Below are 20,890 nucleotides of genomic sequence, written 5' to 3'. Positions count from 1 at the left end.
ATTTGAACCATGGATTTAGGCCTGAATCAACCTAATTTTTACTATGTTTAATGACTGCAACCAAATACAAAAGTATATGTCTATTAATGATCCGATTTCGAAAATCATGTCAAAAGATCTCATTACTGTGGATCTAACTGATCCTATTCAGGAGGTGATGAATGTTTTTGAGCAAATCAGAATCAAACATGTCCCAGTGATGGCCAATGGTACTTTAGTAGGCATTATTAGTCAATCAGATGTGTCTAGGCTGTCTTTTGGGAGCAAACTAATGGATGATCAAACGGAAACGGATACCTCCATTTTAGAAATGATTTCTGTTAACCAAGTGATGAAGCCTAATCCTGTTACTATAGGAGTGACTCACTCAATCAAAGAGGCGGCAGAGATATTTACGCGTAGCACGTTTCATGCTTTACCTGTGACCGAAAACAATGAATTGGTTGGAATAGTGACTACTACGGATCTGATCAAATACATGCTGAAACTGAGTGAATAGTTAAGCTTCGTTTTTGACCGATCTAAAATACAATCGGGAGACAGGTAAAATCAACAAACCCATTACTGCAAAAAACAGAAAAGAGATTTTCAATCCGAAAGCTTCAGAAATAAATCCAATCAAAGGAGGTCCAAAAAGCATGCCTACTACACTGTAAGTGGAGATGATAGAAATGGCCATGCCAGCTGAATATTTCTTAGAATCCCCTGCCAGTAAGAAGGTTGTAGGGATAACCACTGCAGTGCCCATCCCGACAATAGAAAACCCCGCCATAGCAGGAATCAAATAAGGAAGTGAGGTTGCTAGTAAAATACCGCCAGTGATCATAAGCGAACTGATCAAATACACATGCTCTTTTTTCATCCGGATGATGATGAATTTGTCAAGCATGATTCGTGAGAGCGTCATACAGATCATAAAGGTAAAGTACCCTGCGGTGTACAATTCTACATTCACGATGTCCTTGAAATAAACACCACTCCAGTCAAACATCCCCCCTTCGCAAAATGAGGCCAGGAGTATCAATACGCCTAAATAGAATAATGATTTGTCAGGTTTGCCGAGTTTGATTTTGGAGCCTTCCTCTGCGCGATCACCAGTGGGTAAATAGGGATAAGCCGCTATTGATATTATGGCAAGCATGATTGCTACACCTATAAGGTGAGGTAAGATGGTCACTTTCAAAGCTAATAGTAGGGAGGTCAAACCGACTCCCATGATGCCGCCGAAACTCCACATGGCATGAAACGAACCATTGATGGGTTTGGCATAAGATTTTTGAAGGATCACTGCCTGAGTATTCATGGCAATCCCGGTGATTCTGAAAGAAAGTGCCAGAAAGAAAAGGGCTGCACTTAGCGTATATAGATTGTCGCTCATTCCGATGGCAGCCAGGGATATACATTGAGCGATCATCCCCGTGATCAAAGGCGTTTTGTTGTCGAAGTTGCGTAAAATCCATCCCGCACTGACCAGTCCTAAAATGGAACTGATCGGCATCACCAAAAGAAGCGTACCCATCTCAGCATCGTTGATGTCCATGCGCTCCTTGATATCTGGGATGCGAGAGGCCCAGGAGGCCAGATTGATTCCATGTACGAGAAAGAAGGCACTAACAGCTAATCTTGATTTTCTTGGGCTCATTGGGCAATCTCAGAAATTAATTTTGGGCAAATTTAGTTCTAATGATCCCAGATTACAGTGAGTGATGTGCAGGATTTGGTGGGTAAATAGATCAAGGCCATTTTAATCTGTTTTGTCAATTAGAGAATCTCATGGTTTATGCACGCCTTGTAAGTGTTTTATATTCAGTTTGATAGTTAATGACTAAGGTCTTTCTGAGAGGTTTTTTGACAAAAGAGACTATTCATTGACTCATTATTTATCAAACTCTATTCCAAATTTATCATGGAATAGCCAAAAGTAGACTTTGAGCCTTTTCAATTCCATTCTTGTCTTACATTGTTTTTCGAAAGACAAACAAATTAAAACTAATTTCTAATGAAAAGACGATTACTATTAGCCGTGGTTTCACTGCTGGCACCCGCCATGCTTTGGGCCCAAACAGTTAACATCAATCAAGCTTCCGGCTGGCTTGAATCTGCCTATGTGACCTGGCAACCTGTATCGGGTGCAGATAGCTACAATGTCTACTATTCGGGTGCGGGTGTTACTGATCAAAAGATTGATGATCAGTTGATTCGGAGTTATGGCTCCTACATGAGAGCCGATATTCTTGGATTGAAAGCAGGAAGCTATACGATTAAAGTAGCACCTGTCATTGGTGGTTCGGAGGGGAGCGCTACTAGCACCGGAACCGTTAGTGTACAATCACATGATCGAAGTGGTTTTGCTTTCCACAATGGACGCGTGCCAGGAGCCTATAAAGCTGACGGTACACCAAAGAGTGGGGCAGTTATTCTTTACATCACAGAGAATACGAAGAACACCATATCTCTGGATGTGACAGGTGCTAATTCCAATCCATGTGTTGGCCTTCAAACCATTCTGGATGGATACAAAAAAGGGCAGGACAACCGACCCTTGATTATTCGATTTGTCGGACAAATCACGGACCTTTCTTATATGCTCAATGGGGATATTGTGGTAGAAAACAGTAACAATTCATCTGGTTATATCACACTCGAGGGAGTAGGAGAGGATGCTACTGCCGATGGCTGGGGTATCCGTGTCAAAAATGCCGCGAATATTGAGATTCGAAATCTGGGTACCATGAATTGCAATAGTGGTGAAGGAGATAATATTGGCTTGCAGCAAAATAACCAGCACGTCTGGGTGCACCATGTAGATTTCTTTTATGGAGATGCTGGAGGAGATTCTGATCAAGCCAAAGGTGATGGTGCTCTGGATACAAAAAAATCCACCTATGTGACTCATTCCTACAATCATTTCTGGGACAGTGGAAAATCTAACTTGTTGAGTAATGGAGGTGAGACTGAAGGGTACTTCTCTTATCACCACAATTGGTACGATCACTCGGATAGTAGACATCCACGGGTGAGAGACCATACTGTTCATGTATACAACAACTACTTCGATGGGATATCAAAGTATGGAATAGGAGCGACTACCTATTCTTCGATTTTTGCAGAGAACAATTACTTCAGAAACTGTAAATATCCCATGTTGATTTCTGAACAGGGATCAGATGTGTATGGCAGTAATGATGGTACATTTTCCAGCGATCCAGGGGGCATGATCAAAGCCTATGGAAATTACATCGAAGGAGCTACTCGATTTGTAGATCAGAATGAATTCCCTAATGATTTTGATGCTTATGTAACAAGCAGTAGGACACAGCAGATTCCCTCAAGTGTGACTGCCAATGCAGGAGGTCATGCCTATAACAATTTCGACACGAACGGAACCATGTATAGCAGCTACTTCCTAGAGTCAGCATCTGATGCTCGCAACACTGTGATGCAATATGCAGGTCGAATGAATGGAGGGGATTTCAGCTGGACTTTTGATAATTCGGTGGATGATACTTCGTATGCGGTGAATACAGCCTTGAAATCAGCACTTTCAAACTATTCAACAAGCCTTGTGTCAATTCAAGGTGACGGAGATGGTCCGGTGATAGATCCCAATGATCCTGATCCAACCGATCCGACCGAACCAACTGATCCAACTGATCCCACTACACCTGTGGATCCGGGTGATTATGATCACAATTTTACTTCCTCAGGTTTGAGCAGTACTTTCTACAGCATATCTGGAAATTTGTCTGATTCGAAAGGAACTGTGAATTATGGAGGGATGACTTTGACACAATGTCTGAAAATCGAATCCAGTACATCAGTTTCATTTACTACTACTTCAGAAGGGACGCTTACCCTGGTTTTCAATGAAGGTTGGAGTGGTAATTTCAAGATTGATGGTGGAGACAATGCTGTTTCATCTGGGAAACTGACTGTTACCTTAGCGGCAGGTAGTCACACCCTGACTAAAGGAGATACAGGTAATCTTTATTTTATGAGTTTGGATCTGGGAAGTGGCGGCACTACTCAATTCACCGTTTCTACTAGCGCTTCTGCCGGTGGCAGTGTCAGTGGAGGGGGAACTTTCGACGCGGGCTCGGTTATTTCTTTGACGGCTACAGCAGATTCTGGTTATCAGTTTGATGGCTGGTCCGGAGATGCTTCCGGATCTAATAATCCATTGTCTGTAACTGTAGACGCCAATAAAAGTATCACCGCAAGCTTTTCACCAGTTACTGCTTCGACTTACACTTTGACTACTTCTGCTAATGGTAACGGTACTGTTTCCGCAGGAGGAACGTATGATGCGGGTAGCACAGTGACAGTTACTGCTACTGCGGCCAGTGGCTACTACTTCAGTGGATGGACTGGTTCAGCCTCTGGTACCACCAACCCATTGTCAGTGACTATGGACGGTAACAAAAGCATTACGGCCAACTTTAGCGAGGAAGTGGTTGTTATCGGAGATGCATTTTATGTAGCGACCAATGGTAACGATAGCAATTCAGGAACCTCAGTTTCAGCACCATTTGCTACGCTACAAAAGGCCATTGAGTCTGTTTCAGCAGGAGGGTACATCTACCTGAGAGGCGGGACTTATCAGATGCCACAATCTTCTGTAGTGATTCAAAAAAATGGAGCAGCAGGTGCCTACATTCACGTGTTTGCCTATGGCGATGAGACGCCAATTTTGAGTTTTGATGATGTTGAACTTTCATCCAGTAGAGGTATCGTTCAGGATGGTGATTTCTGGCATTGGAAAGGTGTAACCATCGAGAAAGCCGGAGACAATGGAATGCTGCTTTCTGGAAACAACAATATAATTGAGGGCTGTGTATTCCGTGCTAATCACGACACAGGTCTGCAGCTGAGCAGATACAATACCAGCGCAGATCAAATCAGCGAATGGCCATCCAACAACCTGATCGTAGATTGCGAGGCATTTGACAATGCCGATAGCGATAGCGAAGATGCAGATGGATTTGCTGCAAAACTGACTTGCGGTACTGGAAATATTTTCCGTCGATGCGTGTCTCATCATAATATTGATGACGGTTGGGATTTATATACCAAATCAGAAACAGGGCCTATTGGTATCATCCTTTTCGAGGATTGTATCGCACACAACAATGGTACGCTGACTGACGGTGCTACCTCTGGTGGGGGAGACAAAAATGGATTCAAATTGGGTTCTTCGGCACATCAGGTAGATCATGAGTTGAGAAGATGTATCGCCTTTGGTAATGGCAAGCATGGATTTACCGACAATGGCAACATCGGAAATATCAAGTTCTACAACCTGACATCCTATGACAATGCGGACTATAACTATCACACCAGAGACAATGCATCGCATACTTTCATCAACTGTATTTCTTTGGATGGAAGCAGCTCGAATGACAGAATCGTGGGTAATGCGCCAGAAAGCTGCAATGCTTTAGTAGATTCAGATTTCAACTTCCAATTGGTGGCTTCTGCTTCCGATTTCGTAACGATGACCCCTGGTCCAGATGCTGACCCTACTTCTAATGGATTCCTGAATTTGGTTTCATCTAGTCCATTAGTAGATGCTGGATGTTCTGCGCCTGGAGTTTCAGGTAATGGTACTTTGGACGTAGGAGCGATTGAGTACGGTGGAGTGATCGAAACACAATATACAATTACAGCTTCTAGCAGTGGAAATGGTAGTGTAACTGGCGGAGGAACCTTTACAGAAGGTTCGGTCATCTCATTGACAGCCACAGCGAACTCAGGTTATGAGTTTGTAGGATGGAGTGGAGATGCTAGTGGATCCAATAATCCACTTTCTGTGACAGTAAATGGGAATAAATCCATTACAGCCAACTTCTCTGCCATATCTACGACTCAATATACTGTTTCGACTTCTTCTATTGGCAGTGGTAGTGTAAGTGGTGGAGGGACTTTCGATGAGGGTTCTACCATTCAATTGTCTGCTACGGCTGCTGCTGGTTATCAGTTTGCTGGCTGGTCAGGTGATGCATCTGGCAGTGCCAATCCATTGAGTATACTAGTTGATGGCAATAAGAGCATCTCTGCAAGCTTTAGTCCGATTACGGGTGGTTGTGTAAATGTCACATACCAAATGGAGGATGGAATCATTAGCAATGGTTCTGTAGATAGCAACCACGCTGGTTACAATGGAACTGGATTTGCTAATACCGCCAATGCGGTTGGTGAATATGTAGAAATCACAGTGGATGTCCCGACAGCCAGAACCTATGATGTGACTTTGAAATATGCGGCTACCTCTGATCGTCCCGCAGATGTAATCGTCAATGGTAGTTCACAAATTAGTAACTTAAGCCTACCAGCTACTGTTGCCTGGGATGCCTGGACTACAGTTGATTTTTCTCTGGATTTGGCATCTGGAACTAACACCATTAGGTTTATTGCGACTGGTGGCTCAGGTCTTCCAAATGTAGACGAAACGGTGATTTGTCAGGGAGGGGACGAGACCGTATTACCTTCTATTAGTCTGTCAGCAGCAGAGTCAAATGGGTCAATTGCGTTGAATTGGACAGTTACTGATGGTTCAGTTTACAATCAGCAGGTATATAGAGATACAGATAGCGATCCAGCCGGAAGAGTTAGAATTGCTCAATCTGTAGTTGGCAATAACTATACTGACAATACCGCTGTGGCAGGAACCACCTATTACTACTGGATCAAGGCTTCTGCAGATGCAGACGGTTCTACGGTTAGTTCCAATGCAGCTGGAGCATCAGTGAACATAGTGACTTACACACTGACGACTAACATCGTAGGCCAAGGAAGTGTCACTCCAAATGGTGGACAATTCGAGGCAGGCACTTCGGTTCAATTGACAGCTATGCCTGCAGCTGGTTGGGTATTTGATAGTTGGAGCGGAGGTTACACTGGTTCTACTGCCACCGTTTTGATGGATGCCGACAAATCTGTAACCGCTGTCTTCGTGGAAGAAGTAGTAGCTCCAGGTGATGAAGTTCATAATTATACAGAGTCTGGATTGAGCAGTAGCTTCTTCAGCATCTCAGGAAATCTTTCAGACTCTAAAGGAACAGTCAATTACAATGGCTTGACACTTACTCAGTGTTTGAAAATCGAATCTAGTACTTCTATCTCATTTAGTACTTCACAAGATGCGACTTTGACCTTAGTATTCAACGAAGGTTTTGGGGGTGCAATCCAAGTGGACGGAACTAGCTACAGTGTGAACAATGGTGTTTTGAACTTGCCGATTTCTGCAGGTAGTCATCAGATCACTAAGGATGATGTGGCGAACTTATACTATATGAGTGTGTCTTATGACATAGGAGCCAGATCGTTAGCAATTGAAAATGATTTTGAGGCGCCACAAATTTTGGTATATCCAAATCCAGTAGCCAATCAATTGAAGATTACTTCAAGCAGCTTGATTGAGCGGGTAGAGGTGTACAATTTGACGGGTACTATGGTCAATAGAATCAGTAGCCAGTTTGACCAGATAGATATGACTCGACTGAATAGTGGAGCCTACATTCTGCGAGTATTTACACTCGATGGGGTTTTTGTACATCGTGTGATCAAAAGGTAATTTTTTAATCTCCTATTTATAGAAAGGCAGTCCATAGTGACTGCCTTTTTTGTTTCCTATTTTCTTATCCTAGCATTAGGTGGGGAAAGAATAATTTTTCTATTCTTGAGAATTAGCAAAGAACTGGTAGCCAATGAAGCCATAAAGACACCAACTGAAATATTTAACGGCTAAGCCTGGAGTGACGACAGCCATTATCAACACTATGCCACAAGCTATGGCGAAAATTGACCCTACTTTTGTCAGCCGCTTTTTACTCCTTTCGAGCGTAGCGTTTTCGATAGAGCTAACTACTACCGTCAGGGCTATGCCTATACACAAAAGGTAAAAAGCCAGATTATACCATTGAATATCCTCTCTAAAAACATGAAGACCCATTGCTGACAAAAGTGACAACCCCAACAGAATAGCTGAGAGGGTAGCCGACTTCTTTTCTTCTTGAGAGAGCATATACTTCCCGAATGAGTGAAAGCGTAGAAAAATATTGGAGACTGGACCTATGATCCAGGTAGATATAGCAAAAACCATGTAAAGTACAATTATAGCACTTGCTATGGGTTTGAAACTTCCCATTGAACCAGAATACTCATTAAGGAATTGAATGAGTAGGTAGCCTACAATCACCACAGCCCATCTGACTTGTGGTTTTAGGCTCGACATCCAAAAAACATATTTTAAGAATAGATTGTAGACAAAGTTGGTAGACTTTATCGCTTGAATCATTCCTGATCTTGCAAATTCATTTGAGGGGTCGATTCTCAAAGCTTCTCGAAAGTGAGATTTGGCTTTTTCGGTTTCATTTCTATGAAGTGCATTGAAGCCTACTGTAGCATGGGTAGTAGGATTCATAGGATTATTTTTGAGGGCTTGTTCGTCAGCATTTAGCTGCTCATCTTCGTTTCCTATTTCCAACAATGCCATGCTTTTAAAGTTTAGGCATGTTTCATCATGAGGGTCAGAACTTAAACCCGTGTTGGCGGATTCTAAAGCTTTTTCAAATTCTGATTGTTGATAATAGATACTAGCTTTTAGGCCATGAATGATGGATAATGAAGGGTCAAAAGTCAAAGCACTGTTGGCAAACTTTAATGCGCTTTTTCTTTTACCTAATTGGGCTTGAATTACAGCCTTTAGGTATAGATTTTCTGGATCAGAGGGGTTTCTTTTCAAAAGCTGATCTGTCAATTCATCCGCCTTTTTATATTGTTTAATGGCTAGATGTATTCTGATCAATAATTGTAAGGCGGAAGTGTTTTCGGGGTCCGAGGCTAAAAATGAATTCACTTCCTTCTTAGCTTCATCATACCTTTCCTGATTCAAGTAATGTTCCGCTTTGTGTAGCGCTCTTTCTAAATCCATGTGGTAATTTCTTGTTACTTTATTTTTAAGTAGGTTAAAATATCGTCGTATAGACCCGAATCATTGGCATAAAGCGCATAGTTTTTTGCTGTTTGAAACCATTCCCTGGTACTTGGCTTTACTTTGTTAATAGCACTGAGGAGGTCTTTTGTCCTTAATAAGGATGGTTTTCCTACCTTCATTGCTTCTTGCAATTTCCCCTCTACTGCTATATCTATGGCCGCATTGATATCAGCACCAGAAAACTCTTTGGCATTTTTAGCAAGTTTAGCATAATCAATATCATCCAAAGGTTTTCCCTTTAGTGCTAGATTGAATATTTCTGTTCTGCTTTCAAGAGATGGCGGTTGCACAAATATCATCCGATCAAATCGACCAGGCCTTCTAAAGGCAGAATCTAAATGCCAGGGCGCATTGGTAGCCCCAATTACCAGAATGCCATCATTTTTACTATCAATACCATCCAACTCTGCTAAAAATTGATTGATCAGGTTTCTCCCTGCACTGCTTCTTAAGTCATTTCTGTTGGCTCCTAATGCATCGATTTCATCGAAAAATAGTACGCATGGAGACATGGCTCTCGCCTTTTCAAAGAGCAGATTTAGTTTCTTTTCGCTCTGTCCATGATACATGTCCAAAATATCATCAATTCCTACTGAAATGAAATCAGAGTCTATTTCACCGGCAGTGGCTTTAGCAAGAAAGGTTTTTCCACAACCTGGAGGGCCGTAAAAGAGAATTCCACCGCCTATTTTTTTTCCGTATGACTCATAGAGCTCTTTATGAGAGAGTGGATGAATGATTTTTAAACTGATTTCTTCCTTTTCGTATTCCATTCCACCTACATCCTGAAAGGTGGTTTTTTTCGATTTTCCGAAAATTCGAGTTTCTAAATCATCGGTAAGTTGATCATCCTTGGTATCAGGTTCTATTTCTTGATTGATTAGCAGTTTGCTTTCTATTTCCTGATCTTGAAAGTTTGGGTTAAGCGTTTTTATATGTTGGAAAGTATTGACGGCCTCTGATAGGTTGTTTTCGGCCATAAAGGTTTTACAAAGTAATACATAGGCATCCACATCCTTTGGATTTTGCTTGATTAGCTCTTCCAAAACTACAGCAGACGTACTAAAATTTCCTTTTCCAAAATAACTCTTCGCCAGCCCTAGTTTTGCCTGATGATTAGAAGGATCCTGGGCTAATAAATCAAGACATTCTCCTTGGAGTTCATCCCAGAATTCACCTTTGGTCAGTGCATCTAGAATCAATACTTGGAGATATTGATTGTCCGGTGAGGCAGCTAAAGCTTGCTTCAGTTTATTAATTTCTTCGTTCATATGTTAACGCGGTTGAAGCTCGTTGAATTACGTAGGGACAGTAGATAGAATTTCATTTCTTAAAAGTTCTTTAATCTGATAGTTCGGCATCATTGTTTGACCCATCCCTGTTTCATTTATTTAGATTCAAAAATTAATGATAATACAGCTAGCTTTAATATCAAAAAAAAAGCGACGTACATAGTGCACGTCGCTTTTTTGAATCTTTGTGTCCTTCGACTTAGCTATTTCCTTTTGCGTAATCTGCAAGGAATTGAGCCAACCCTTTGTCTGTCAATGGGTGGTTCAATAGACCAGTGATTGCACTCAATGGGCAAGTCACTACGTCAGCACCTACTTCAGCACATTTGATCAGGTGAAGCGGGTTTCTCACAGATGCAGCTAAGATTTCAGTTTCGAAACCAAAGTTGTCGTAGATACCTACGATCTGCTCGATTAGGTTCATACCATCAAACCCAATATCATCTAATCTACCGATGAAAGGAGAGATGTAAGAAGCACCAGCCTTAGCAGCCAAAATCGCCTGGCCTGGGCTAAAAATCAAAGTACAGTTCGTTCTGATACCTTTGTCGCTCAATGCCTTGATGGTTTTGATACCGTCTTTGATCATTGGGATTTTTACTACGATCTTTGGATCGATTGCAGCAAGCTCCAATCCTTCCTTCAACATCGCATCGTACTCGGTAGAGATTACCTCTGCACTTACTTTGTCGTCTACGATATCACAGATTTTCTTGTAGTGTGCTCTGATGTTTTCTTCACCAGTGATGCCTTCTTTGGCCATCAGTGATGGGTTGGTAGTTACACCATCCAAAACACCTAGGTCATATGCCTCCTTGATGTGATCAAGATTGGCTGTATCGATAAAAAATTTCATATCTCTTGTATTTATAGTCGTTTTATAATCCTAAGAATTCTACTACTTGGTTGTATACATTCTCTCCAGTGAAACCGAATTTTTCATCCAGTACGCCAGCAGGAGCAGAGTATCCAAAGTGACCCAAACCGAATACTTTTCCATTTGGTCCAGCTAGTGCCTCTAGGTTAACAGGCAATCCTGCAGTCAAACCAAAGATTGGCTTGTCAGTAGGGATTACAGATTCCTGATAGGCTTTGTCCTGAGATCTGAAGATACCTTCAGATGGGATAGAAGCAATATTGATCTTCAATCCTTTTTTCTCTTCTAGCAAAGCTGCTCCAGCTACCAAAGTAGAAACTTCTGATCCGTTTGCGATCAATACAATGTCTGGATTTTCTACTTCTTTCACCAGGTATCCACCTTTTTCTGCTTGAAGGGCATCTTCATATCTTGAAGCTCCTTTAGCAGGAAGGTCTTTGATGTTTTGTCTAGAAAGAATCAAACCAGTTGATACTTCTGTGTTTTCCAAAGCCATTTTCCATGCTACAGTAGTTTCTGCACCATCAGCTGGTCTCAAGGCTACAAAGCTGTTTTTGTGGCTGTGGTTTTGGATTTTTTCCATCAAACGAATCTGAGCTTCTTGCTCGATTGGCTGGTGAGTCGGTCCGTCTTCTCCTACGCGGAATGCATCGTGCGTCCACACATATTTGACAGGCAGTTCCTGAATGGCTCCCAATCTGATGGCTGGCTTCATGTAATCTGAGAATACAAAGAAGGTACCTACTACTGGAATCACGCCACCATGTAGTGCCATACCGTTGGCGATAGCTGCCATGGTCAATTCAGCCACACCTGCTTGTAAGAAAGATCCACCGAAATCTCCTTTTTGGATCGAACGGGTTTTCTTCAAGAAGCCGTCAGTTTTATCTGAGTTAGACAAGTCAGCAGAAGAAACGATCATGTTTTCTACTTTGTCAGCCAGGTAAGCCAATACTGCAGAACCAGCTGCTCTAGTTGCGACACCTTCTTTTTGCTCGATCGCAGAGAAGTCAATTCCTTCTGGCAATTTACCAGTCATGAATTGGTCTAGCTTAGCTGCCAATTCAGGATTTTCTTTTCTCCAGGCTTCTTCTTTCGCATAAGCTTCTTTTGCGGCAGCTGTTTTATCAGCCAATACTTTTGCATAGTGCGCTTGTACGTCTGGGAAGATTTGGAATGGATCCTCAGCGTTTGCACCCAGGTTTTCCAATGTTTTGGCATAATCAGCACCAGTAGCACCGATTGGCTGACCGTGTAGTTCGCAGTGTCCTTCGAACATTTCGCCTTCAGCAGTTACACAGCCTTTACCCATGATCGTCTTACCGATGATCAATACTGGCTTTTCGGTCTCTGCATTGGCTTCTGTCAATGCTTTTCTGATTTCGTCATGGTTGTGTGCATCGATCGTGATCACTTTCCATCCCCATGACTCATATTTCATGGCAGTGTCTTCTGTAGTTACCTCCTCGGTCATGGTAGATAGCTGCACATCGTTGCTATCGAAGAACATGATAAAGTTGTTCAAACCAAGGTGACCTGCTATACGTCCTGCGCCTTGAGAGATTTCTTCCTGAATACCACCGTCAGAAATGAAACCATAAATCTTTTGGTCCATCCAGTTGCCAAATTTGGCTTGAAGGAACTTAGCAGCAATGGCTGCTCCTACACCCATTACGTGTCCCTGACCTAAAGGTCCTGAAGTGTTTTCTACACCTCTTTCGATATCTACTTCAGGGTGTCCTGGAGTAACTGATCCCCACTGACGGAAGTTTGAAAGATCTTCCATCGAATATTTTCCTATCAGACTGTACTGCGCGTACATCAAAGAGGACAAGTGTCCAGCATCCATGAAGAACCTGTCTCTGGCATGCCAGGACATGTTTTCTGGGTCGAATCTTAAGAATTCTGAGTAAAGGATGTGCATGAAATCTGCACCTCCCATGGGGCCTCCTGGGTGTCCGGATTTAGCCTTTTCCACCATGGAAACGGCCAATGCTCTAATGTTGTCTGCTGCCTGTAAGTCTACTGTCTTCATTTTTAATGTTTCTAGAAATTAAAAATGCCTCGGAAATCTTCTAAATCCAAGGCATTTACTAAACCCAAAACTAATTTAAAATCTATTATTTTAATACCTCAAAGGTGGATATTAATCCGTTTCTGGTCATCAATCCGCATACTGCAAGCCCCCTTCACTTCCCTTTCACCTATACTTCACTTGGCGAAGGGTGGCGTAAGCCTAAAAATATGTCGGACTCTAGCGTATTTGCCCCGTGTTTTTATGTTGAATGAGGCACTTTGCCAAGTAATTCGTTTGCAAGGTAATAAATAAAGTGTTGTTTTTACACTTTATCAGTAAAAAAGTTTTTTCGCACCCTGTTTTATGAACCTGCCTGGCCTGGGATATGTTATTAAATAAGGAAAAAGCCTGTTTGAATTGGGTTAGCCAACAGAAAGATAAGCCTACAAATAGGTAGTGATTAGATTCGAAACATCAGAATAAAAAGAATGGTTATTCAATTAATTGTCTACAAAACCTTGCTGCCAGGATCTGATCTCACTGTGGTTTCGCAAGTCCACCCCAAAATCCACTGATGCCTTCATCGCCAACAGAACGGATACCCAGCCTGCAGTCATTTCTTCTTTTGCCTCCGTGTTGGTTACAAAGGCAAACATATTGAGAATGGTTCCGCCTTGGCGGGACTCTCTGAGGGTAAAGGTGACCTCTGTCCCGAAGTATTCAATTTTGAAGTATTCATTCTCTTTTCTGTCGATGATTTTAGCTTCATAGGTTGGGTAGTTTAGGATACTGAAATGAACATGTCCGTCTATCTCGGGAGCCGTTTCGGCCCAAAAACCACTGCGCCCTTCGTCAGTATTCAAAGCTTGATAGACTTTGTCAACTGTAGATGAAAAATGAAGTTTCCAATGAATTTGATTAGGTACGTCTTGAAAGGCCATATGATAATTAAAGTAATTAAAGAATTAATTTACTAGTGATTCTTTAAACCAGCCAATAAATTAATTCTTAATCTCCGATATCTGTTTAAATACAGCTTAGATAGGGTCTTTTAAGGTTTTTAGGATAAGGAATGATTCATTAATTTGAAAAAAAATGAGAGGGCTTGTCCAAATTTCGGTTTCCTCTTCGACTTAAGGGTGAAACAAATATTATTCACTTTAAAAATTTAGAAATTATGAATGAGTACATGATGATTATCAGAGGAGGTGACGAAGAGATGGCCCAACTGTCACCAGAAGAAATGGAAAAGCACATGCAGGATTGGCAAAAATGGATGGGAGCCATAGCTGAGAAAGGTCAGCTGATAGGTGGAGAACCTTTGAAAGCCGAGGCAATATCAATAATAGATGGGGGTAAAACGGTGATCGATCGCCCATTGGCCGAAGGAAAAGAAATGGTGGGTGGATACATTATGATCAAAGCCCAAACCCTAAAAGAGGCCGCTGAAATCGCCAAGGGATGTCCGGGTTTTGAACATAATTGTACGCTGGAAGTACGAGAAATTAGCCCAATGTAATCTGATTTGGGAACCACTCAACCAATCGATGATACATTAAACCATCTTTTCAGAGCTGAATCTGGGAAGATGGTTGCTGTATTGATCAAGATTTTTGGAATACAGAATATCGGACTGGCTGAGGATGTCGTTCAGGAAGCGCTATTGGCAGCAATGGAATCCTGGAAATTCAAAGGTCTCCCAGACAACCCAAGGGCATGGCTCTACCGAGTGGCCAAAAACAAGGCCATCGATCAGCTAAGAAAAAGGCGCCACGATCAGGTGTTTGATTTTACAGAGCCAGGTCGAATACTGTTAAGTTCTGAATATACTCTTCAGGTAACGATGGATGATTTTTTTGATGATCAGAAAATTCAGAATGACTTTCTGGCTATGATGTTTGCTTGTTGTCATCCAGAAATACATATCGATCACCAAATCACCTTTATTCTTAAGTCACTTTGTGGTTTTAGTACTCGAGAAGTAGCCCGAGCATTTCTGACTGAGGAAGCCACTATTTCAAAACGAATTTATAGAACGAAGACTTTCTTCAAAGAGGAAAGAATGAGGTTGGCGATTCCAGAAGGTCATGAGCTGGAGAATCGCTCGGCCTCAGTACTGCAGGCCATTTATCAAATATTCAACGAAGGATACAAAGCGACACATTCCGATCAATTGGTACGAAAAGACCTCATCGCTCAGGCTCTACAGTTGGGACAAGCATTGCTTCAGCATCCTCTTACTCGCTTGCCTGAAGTCTATGCTCTGATGGCCCTGATGTGCTACCATGCTGCCAGATCAGAAAGTAGAGTGGGGCAGGAGGGACAATTGGTTTTGCTCAAAGATCAGGATCGTTCTCAGTGGAATCAGGAGTTGATTCATAGCGGCCATGCTTTTCTGAACAAAGCTGCTTTTGGAGAGAGGGTATCTCGCTATCATATAGAAGCGGCTCTGGCTTATGAGCATTGTGCTGCCTCGTCCTACGATAACACCAATTGGCAAGCGATCTTAGGGTATTATGACTTGCTTCTCGATCAGGGATTTGATGCTGTGGTGTATGTCAATCGCTGTATGGCGCTACTAGAGGCATCTGGCGTGAAAGTGGCAAAAGACGCTTTGCAAAAAGTAGATGATATAAAGGTGTTACAGAAATATTATCTTTATCATGCGGCATGGGGAGAATTGTATTTGAAATCCCAAGAACCAACCAGAGCCAGGAGGGCATGGAAGAGGGCATTAGATTTGACTCAATCTCCCGCCGAACGCAAGCTGTTAGAAAACAAAATGCAACAACTTGAGGAGTAGTTAGGGGAGATGGGATGGCCAATTGTTATGCATAAAAATAATTCGATGAAACATACATTCTTTTTTGTCGCACTGCTTTTAATATTTCCTGCCTTATCTGAGGCTCAAGACTCTCCGTATCCATTTCTGGAAAATCGAGTGTCAGAATTTCCTAAAGTACGCGATTTGGCATTGACTCAGGATGGAGCCGAGGCATATTTTACGATTCAAAGTCCATTGGAGGAGGTCTCTCAGATTGTGAGAGTCACTAAGGAAAATGGTAGTTGGGGAGAGGCTGTTCTGATGCCTTTTTCTGGTAAATACAAAGACCTGGAGCCTTTTGTTTCGCCTGATCAAAAGCGACTCTATTTTGTGTCCAATAGACCGCTGGATGGAATGGGTGAACCAAAGGATTTTGATATTTGGTATGTAGAGCGAAAAAATAAAAAATCTGCCTGGTCATCGCCGGTCAATTTGGGGGCTCCCATCAACACCGAATATGGCGAGTTCTATCCATCTCTTGCTAAAAATGGTAATTTATATTTCACTCGCGATTCTCCTGAAACGAAAGGGAAGGATGATGTCTTTTTTGCGGAATGGAAGGACGAAAATTACCAAACCCCTATTTCTCTAGACACGACGATCAACAGTCAAGGATATGAGTACAATGCCTTCATAGCACCTGACGAGAGCTATCTGATTTTTGGGGCCTATCAGCGAGGTGATGGCTATGGAAGCGGAGATTTGTATATTTCCTATCGAAAAGATGGTCAGTGGCAATTGGCAGAAAACCTGGGAGAAAAAGTTAATTCTGCACAAATGGACTACTGCCCCTTTGTAGATCCCAAAACAGGTAAACTTTACTTTACCAGCCGTAGAAGCATGGTGGAAGCGGAGGATTTTGATTCGATGGAGAGTCTAAAAGAGGCAATTGGCCAATACAGTGATGGAACCAGTCGTTTGTATCAGGTGGATTTTAATCAGAAATGACAAGTCGGTATTTTTCGTCATAAGAATAAGAGAGCTTGCTTCGTATATCCCTTGATTTCCCTAATTTTGGCGCTCATGAAAAGCAAATTCATTTTCAGTCTGGCTTTGATGCTTGTCATCTATGCTCAATCTTTTGCACAGGATGAGAGAAGAACATACGTAGGCTTAAAGGGAGGCTATAATTCTTCGGGAGTCAATTGGTTCCATTCATTCTATAGAGGCTATGATATTCCTCAGGATATCCAGAATGGATATACGGGAGGAATCATCGTGATGAATTTCCTTAGAAACAACATAGGTATCCAGGGTGAACTGAACTATTCTCAAAAGGGCTACATCCAGCGCTTTGAAAATGCGGAGGACTACAGCGAGCAATTCAATTATGTAGAATTACCCTTCTTGTTTAACCTCCATACTGGAAAAGAAAAGTTTCACCTCTTTTTTAACGCAGGTTGTTTTTTCGAGTATTTGATTTCTGTTGAGACTTCTGATGCGGATTTTGACAATATCTTAGAAGAGGAAAAGTTTTTTCCTTACGATCCTGATCGAGATCCGAATTTCGGATATGGTTTTAGAGGGGGAGTAGGATCTTTTTATGATTCTCGAATTGGTACTTTTATGTTGGAGGCCAGTTTTAGTTATAGCCTCAGCAATCACATCGATCCGCCAAGTTTTGATTCTGGTGAGCCTACTTTGTCCAATCATATGGTCGTAGGAGTTACACTGGGTTATTTGGTCTCTTTTGGTACTTTCTGATCCACTTCTTTCTTTTTGAGATAGATTCGAAATCGTTTATCTTGGAAGACAGCATTGTCTTGAAAGATGAATTTTCGTTTTCTAAAATACCTGAGTGCCTTTAGCATTCCTCTTGTGGCTTTTTTCTCCATGACCTCTTCAGGGTGGTGGACATGGTCGGCCCTTCTATATTCCTATTTCATGATCCCGGCATTGGAATTTTTCTTCCCCTCTGATAGTCGCAATTTAGAGTCAGCAGAAGAGGAGGTCATCAAGCAAGATCGAATCTATGATTTTCTGGTTTACGCGATTGTCCCTGTTCAATATGGCTTGTTGATTTATTTCCTATCTAGGATGAGCGGATCATCCTTTACTACGATAGAGAACATAGGTCTAATTTCGGCGATGGGTATCTCCTGCGGGGTGTTAGGAATCAACGTGGGCCATGAGCTCGGTCACCGTGTCAAAAAAGGGGAGCGACTGCTGGCAAAACTGCTCTTGCTCACATCGCTTTACATGCATTTTTATATAGAGCACAATCGGGGACATCACAAAAATGTTTCAACTCCTGAGGATCCTTCGTCAGCCAGACAAGGTGAACCTGTTTATTTCTTTTGGGTTCGATCCATCAGTATGGCATATGTTTCTGCCTGGGGATTGGAAAGGAATCGGTTGAAGTCTAAAGGCCTGCCATTTTTTAGTCTACAAAATGAGATGTTAATTTTTCAGATGATACAATTGGCTCTGGTGTTGGCGATTTACTCTTTCTTTGGTTGGTGGGCTATGTTGGCTTTTCTGATGGCAGCTTTGATTGGGATACTGCAATTGGAGACTGTCAACTACATAGAGCACTATGGCCTGAGTCGCAACAAGAGTGACAGTGGTAGATACGAGCGTGTGATGCCCTGGCATTCCTGGAATTCCAATCATATGCTGGGGCGATTGATGTTATTTGAATTGTCGAGACATTCGGATCATCACTATTTGGCAAGTCGAAAGTACCAGATCCTGAGGCATCACGAAGGCAGTCCTCAGATGCCAACTGGCTATCCGGGAATGATGCTTCTGTCTCTTGTGCCTCCTTTGTGGTTTTGGGTGATGAACCCGAAGGTGGGCGCTATCAGTGCAGCGTCCACTCCGTCATAAAACTATCTATGAACTCGTGTGCCCGCTTGTCCATCCAGCTGTAGGTCTTGCCTCTGAGACTAAAGCCTACATGTCCTCCTGATTTTGGTGTTTCTAATGTGAGGTATTCGTTTTGTCTACAAGCTTCGTAGGGGTAGCACTTTTCGCCCAACATCGGATCGTTTAGCGCATTCACAATGAGCGATGGCACTTTGATGCTGTGGTAGTGTAGGTCAGAGGTGGAGGTCTTGTAGAAATGACGGGCATTTCTAAAACCGTGTAGAGGTGCGGTGTAGTTCTCATCAAACTGACCAAATGAAGTGATATCATCAATTCCCTCAATGCTGAATGATTTTGGGAACTGCTCATGTTTCTTTTTTACTTTTTCCTTCAGCTTCTTGAGAAATCGATTTTGATAAAACTTGTTTTCCCAAAAAGTCAACTGATGGGCACTGTCCCAAAGGTTGCATGGCACAGAAAATACTGCAGCTCCTACGATGTGCTTGGGCACGTTATATCCATTTTCTCCCAGATATTTCAAAGTAGTGCTGCCACCCATCGAGTAGCCAACCAGCCCGATTCGTTTATACTCTCGAGTGTCAATGGCATGATTAATCACAGACTCAAGATCGTCGGTCACACCATGATGATAGAGTCTTAGGTTTTTATTCATTTCCCCACTGCAGCTTCGATAGTTCCAGGCCAAAACATCGTATCCTTTTTGATTGAAATATTTGGCGGCACTTTTCATGTAGTGTCGCTCCGAACTGCCTTCTAGTCCATGAGACAGTATGATGAGCTTGTTAGATCCTCTTTTGAGCCAATCCAAGTCCAAAAAGTCACCATCTACGGTTTCGATGCGCTCTCTTTTGTACGTAACACCACGTACTTTTCGGTATAAACTAGGTAGGATGGTTTCGAGGTGCCCACTTCTTAAGGGATGAAGAAAATTGCCATAAGCAGAATGAGGAATAATGGGCATTTTTTAGGATGTAGGGGTTATAAATTTCCATACAGAGTTCCGTTTGTCTATCTGAAACTCTATTTTTGGCTTCTAAAAATAGGAAGAAAATGGCTGAATACGTACTAGGAATTGATATTGGGGGAACAAATACTAAATTTGGATTGGTCGACCGAGATGGAAACATCAAAAATGAGGGTAATTTCCCAACTCAGGCCGATGCTGATATCAATACTTTCTTGGATTTGCTCTACAGCCACGTGATCGAATTAATCCAGGATAACCATGTGATTGGCGCTGGAGTCGGAGCTCCAAACGGCAATTACTACAAGGGGACTATCGAACACGCACCGAACCTCAATTGGGGTGAGATAGTTGAATTCAGACAGCTGTTTCAAGATAAATTTAAGATACCTGTTGCCTTGACCAATGATGCCAATGCTGCGGCCTTGGGTGAGATGCTATTCGGGGGTGCCAAGGGGATGAAGGACTTCGTTCTTTTTACCTTAGGGACTGGACTAGGAAGTGGTATCGTCGTAGATGGTAAGTTGGTCTATGGATATTCAGGAATGGCCGGTGAGATTGGACATGTCAGCGTGAACCCTGATGGCCGCCATTGTGCTTGTGGACGCAAGGGTTGTCTCGAAACTTACGTGTCCGCTACAGGGATCAAAAGAACCGTTTCTAAGTTAATGGCCGACTACACGCGTCCAAGTGTATTGCGTGATGTTCCTTACAATCAAATTGACGGAAAGGTAATCACCGATGCAGCCAAAAACCACGATTATATAGCCATCAAGGCATTCGAATACACTGGGAAAATCCTTGGACAGAAATTAGCAGATACCGTATTGCATACTAGTCCAAAAACAATCTTTTTATTCGGTGGTTTAGTGAAAGCGGGAGAGTATCTCCTGGACCCAGCCAAACACTACATGGAAGAAAAGATGTTTAAGCCATTTAAGAATATGGTAGACCTTAGACCTTCTTCTCTAATGGATCGCAATGCTGCGGTACTGGGTGGGGCTGCCTTGGGCTGGACCGAGTTCGAGCAGAAAGTGTCTATCGCCTAAAGTCAAAGAAGTAAACTCTGCTGCCTGATATTTTGCAGCAGAG

General features: G+C 42.4%; 15 protein-coding genes. 8 read left to right on the top strand and 7 right to left on the bottom strand.

All coding sequences use genetic code 11. The features are described 5' to 3' along the window. The first annotated feature begins 106 nt into the window (after nt 1-106). Nucleotides 107-499 (top strand): CBS domain-containing protein, encoded by a 393-nt coding sequence (locus N7U62_RS09800; RefSeq protein WP_264137787.1) that lies wholly within the window; start codon nt 107-109, stop codon nt 497-499. On the opposite strand, the gene N7U62_RS09795 is transcribed toward N7U62_RS09800, so the two are convergent. Beyond that, nucleotides 500-1,642 carry an MFS transporter gene (locus N7U62_RS09795; protein WP_264137786.1) on the bottom strand — a complete coding sequence of 381 codons (1,143 nt, stop codon included), beginning with the start codon at nt 1,640-1,642 and terminating at the stop codon, nt 500-502. It abuts the gene before it with no gap. A gap of 357 nt (nt 1,643-1,999) precedes the next feature. Here N7U62_RS09795 and N7U62_RS09790 point away from each other — a divergent pair, with 357 nt between their 5' ends. Next, nucleotides 2,000-7,573 carry a right-handed parallel beta-helix repeat-containing protein gene (locus N7U62_RS09790; RefSeq protein WP_264137785.1) on the top strand — a complete coding sequence of 1,858 codons (5,574 nt, stop codon included), beginning with the start codon at nt 2,000-2,002 and terminating at the stop codon, nt 7,571-7,573. Between the two features lie 99 nt (nt 7,574-7,672). On the opposite strand, the gene N7U62_RS09785 is transcribed toward N7U62_RS09790, so the two are convergent. From N7U62_RS09785 to N7U62_RS09765, 5 genes are all read right to left on the bottom strand, one after another. Beyond that, nucleotides 7,673-8,932 carry a tetratricopeptide repeat protein gene (locus N7U62_RS09785; protein WP_264137784.1) on the bottom strand — a complete coding sequence of 420 codons (1,260 nt, stop codon included), beginning with the start codon at nt 8,930-8,932 and terminating at the stop codon, nt 7,673-7,675. A 14-nt stretch (nt 8,933-8,946) separates the two neighbouring features. Next, on the bottom strand, nt 8,947-10,266 hold the full coding sequence (locus tag N7U62_RS09780; protein ID WP_264137783.1) for an AAA family ATPase: 1,320 nt from the start codon (nt 10,264-10,266) through the stop codon (nt 8,947-8,949). A gap of 220 nt (nt 10,267-10,486) precedes the next feature. Continuing rightward, nucleotides 10,487-11,143 (bottom strand): fructose-6-phosphate aldolase, encoded by a 657-nt coding sequence (fsa, locus tag N7U62_RS09775; RefSeq protein WP_264137782.1) that lies wholly within the window; start codon nt 11,141-11,143, stop codon nt 10,487-10,489. A gap of 22 nt (nt 11,144-11,165) precedes the next feature. After that, entirely contained in the window at nt 11,166-13,199 is a 2,034-nt protein-coding gene (locus N7U62_RS09770) for a transketolase family protein (RefSeq protein WP_264137781.1), read from the bottom strand. 482 nt (nt 13,200-13,681) lie between these two features. Beyond that, nucleotides 13,682-14,122, bottom strand: coding sequence for an SRPBCC family protein (locus tag N7U62_RS09765; protein ID WP_264137780.1), 441 nt, complete (start codon nt 14,120-14,122; stop codon nt 13,682-13,684). 236 nt (nt 14,123-14,358) lie between these two features. Between N7U62_RS09765 and N7U62_RS09760 the strand changes: the two genes are divergently transcribed. The 5 genes from N7U62_RS09760 (at nt 14,359) to N7U62_RS09740 (ending at nt 18,834) form a co-directional block, all read left to right on the top strand. Then, nucleotides 14,359-14,700, top strand: a complete 342-nt coding sequence (locus N7U62_RS09760; RefSeq protein WP_264137779.1) for a YciI family protein — start codon at nt 14,359-14,361, stop codon at nt 14,698-14,700. Between the two features lie 6 nt (nt 14,701-14,706). After that, nucleotides 14,707-15,984 (top strand): RNA polymerase sigma factor, encoded by a 1,278-nt coding sequence (locus tag N7U62_RS09755; protein ID WP_264137778.1) that lies wholly within the window; start codon nt 14,707-14,709, stop codon nt 15,982-15,984. A 45-nt stretch (nt 15,985-16,029) separates the two neighbouring features. After that, complete coding sequence (locus N7U62_RS09750) at nt 16,030-16,953, top strand: TolB-like translocation protein (RefSeq protein WP_264137777.1); 924 nt, start codon at nt 16,030-16,032, stop codon at nt 16,951-16,953. 75 nt (nt 16,954-17,028) lie between these two features. Continuing rightward, complete coding sequence (locus N7U62_RS09745) at nt 17,029-17,709, top strand: porin family protein (RefSeq protein WP_264137776.1); 681 nt, start codon at nt 17,029-17,031, stop codon at nt 17,707-17,709. 66 nt (nt 17,710-17,775) lie between these two features. Beyond that, a complete protein-coding gene (locus N7U62_RS09740) occupies nt 17,776-18,834 on the top strand; it encodes an alkane 1-monooxygenase (protein WP_264137775.1) in 1,059 nt (352 codons plus the stop codon). Here N7U62_RS09740 and N7U62_RS09735 read toward each other — a convergent pair. Beyond that, the gene (locus tag N7U62_RS09735) at nt 18,809-19,795 is read right to left on the bottom strand and encodes a YheT family hydrolase (RefSeq protein WP_264137774.1); all 987 of its coding nucleotides are present in this window, start codon (nt 19,793-19,795) and stop codon (nt 18,809-18,811) included. The two genes, N7U62_RS09740 and N7U62_RS09735, sit on opposite strands and share 26 nt — an antisense overlap. Nucleotides 19,796-19,884: 89 nt before the next feature. On the opposite strand from N7U62_RS09735, the gene N7U62_RS09730 reads away from it, so the two are divergent. After that, nucleotides 19,885-20,847 carry an ROK family protein gene (locus tag N7U62_RS09730; protein ID WP_264137773.1) on the top strand — a complete coding sequence of 321 codons (963 nt, stop codon included), beginning with the start codon at nt 19,885-19,887 and terminating at the stop codon, nt 20,845-20,847. The last annotated feature ends 43 nt before the right edge of the window (nt 20,848-20,890 follow it).

The sequence above is a fragment of the Reichenbachiella ulvae genome (genome assembly GCF_025833875.1).
GTDB classification, from domain to species: Bacteria; Bacteroidota; Bacteroidia; order Cytophagales; family Cyclobacteriaceae; genus Reichenbachiella; species Reichenbachiella ulvae.
This window is presented reverse-complemented; position numbering and strand designations above follow the sequence as displayed.

Bases quoted from the DNA above. Each gene is read 5' to 3' on its own strand.
- N7U62_RS09745 (WP_264137776.1), top strand. From the start codon at position 17,029: ATGAAAAGCAAATTCATTTTCAGTCTGGCTTTGATGCTTGTCATCTAT.
- N7U62_RS09800 (WP_264137787.1), top strand. From the start codon at position 107: ATGTCAAAAGATCTCATTACTGTGGATCTAACTGATCCTATTCAGGAG.
- N7U62_RS09770 (WP_264137781.1), bottom strand. From the start codon at position 13,199: ATGAAGACAGTAGACTTACAGGCAGCAGACAACATTAGAGCATTGGCC.
- N7U62_RS09730 (WP_264137773.1), top strand. From the start codon at position 19,885: ATGGCTGAATACGTACTAGGAATTGATATTGGGGGAACAAATACTAAA.
- N7U62_RS09765 (WP_264137780.1), bottom strand. From the start codon at position 14,122: ATGGCCTTTCAAGACGTACCTAATCAAATTCATTGGAAACTTCATTTT.
- N7U62_RS09740 (WP_264137775.1), top strand. From the start codon at position 17,776: ATGAATTTTCGTTTTCTAAAATACCTGAGTGCCTTTAGCATTCCTCTT.
- N7U62_RS09790 (WP_264137785.1), top strand. From the start codon at position 2,000: ATGAAAAGACGATTACTATTAGCCGTGGTTTCACTGCTGGCACCCGCC.
- N7U62_RS09780 (WP_264137783.1), bottom strand. From the start codon at position 10,266: ATGAACGAAGAAATTAATAAACTGAAGCAAGCTTTAGCTGCCTCACCG.
- N7U62_RS09785 (WP_264137784.1), bottom strand. From the start codon at position 8,932: ATGGATTTAGAAAGAGCGCTACACAAAGCGGAACATTACTTGAATCAG.
- fsa (WP_264137782.1), bottom strand. From the start codon at position 11,143: ATGAAATTTTTTATCGATACAGCCAATCTTGATCACATCAAGGAGGCA.
- N7U62_RS09795 (WP_264137786.1), bottom strand. From the start codon at position 1,642: ATGAGCCCAAGAAAATCAAGATTAGCTGTTAGTGCCTTCTTTCTCGTA.
- N7U62_RS09760 (WP_264137779.1), top strand. From the start codon at position 14,359: ATGAATGAGTACATGATGATTATCAGAGGAGGTGACGAAGAGATGGCC.
- N7U62_RS09750 (WP_264137777.1), top strand. From the start codon at position 16,030: ATGAAACATACATTCTTTTTTGTCGCACTGCTTTTAATATTTCCTGCC.
- N7U62_RS09735 (WP_264137774.1), bottom strand. From the start codon at position 19,795: ATGCCCATTATTCCTCATTCTGCTTATGGCAATTTTCTTCATCCCTTA.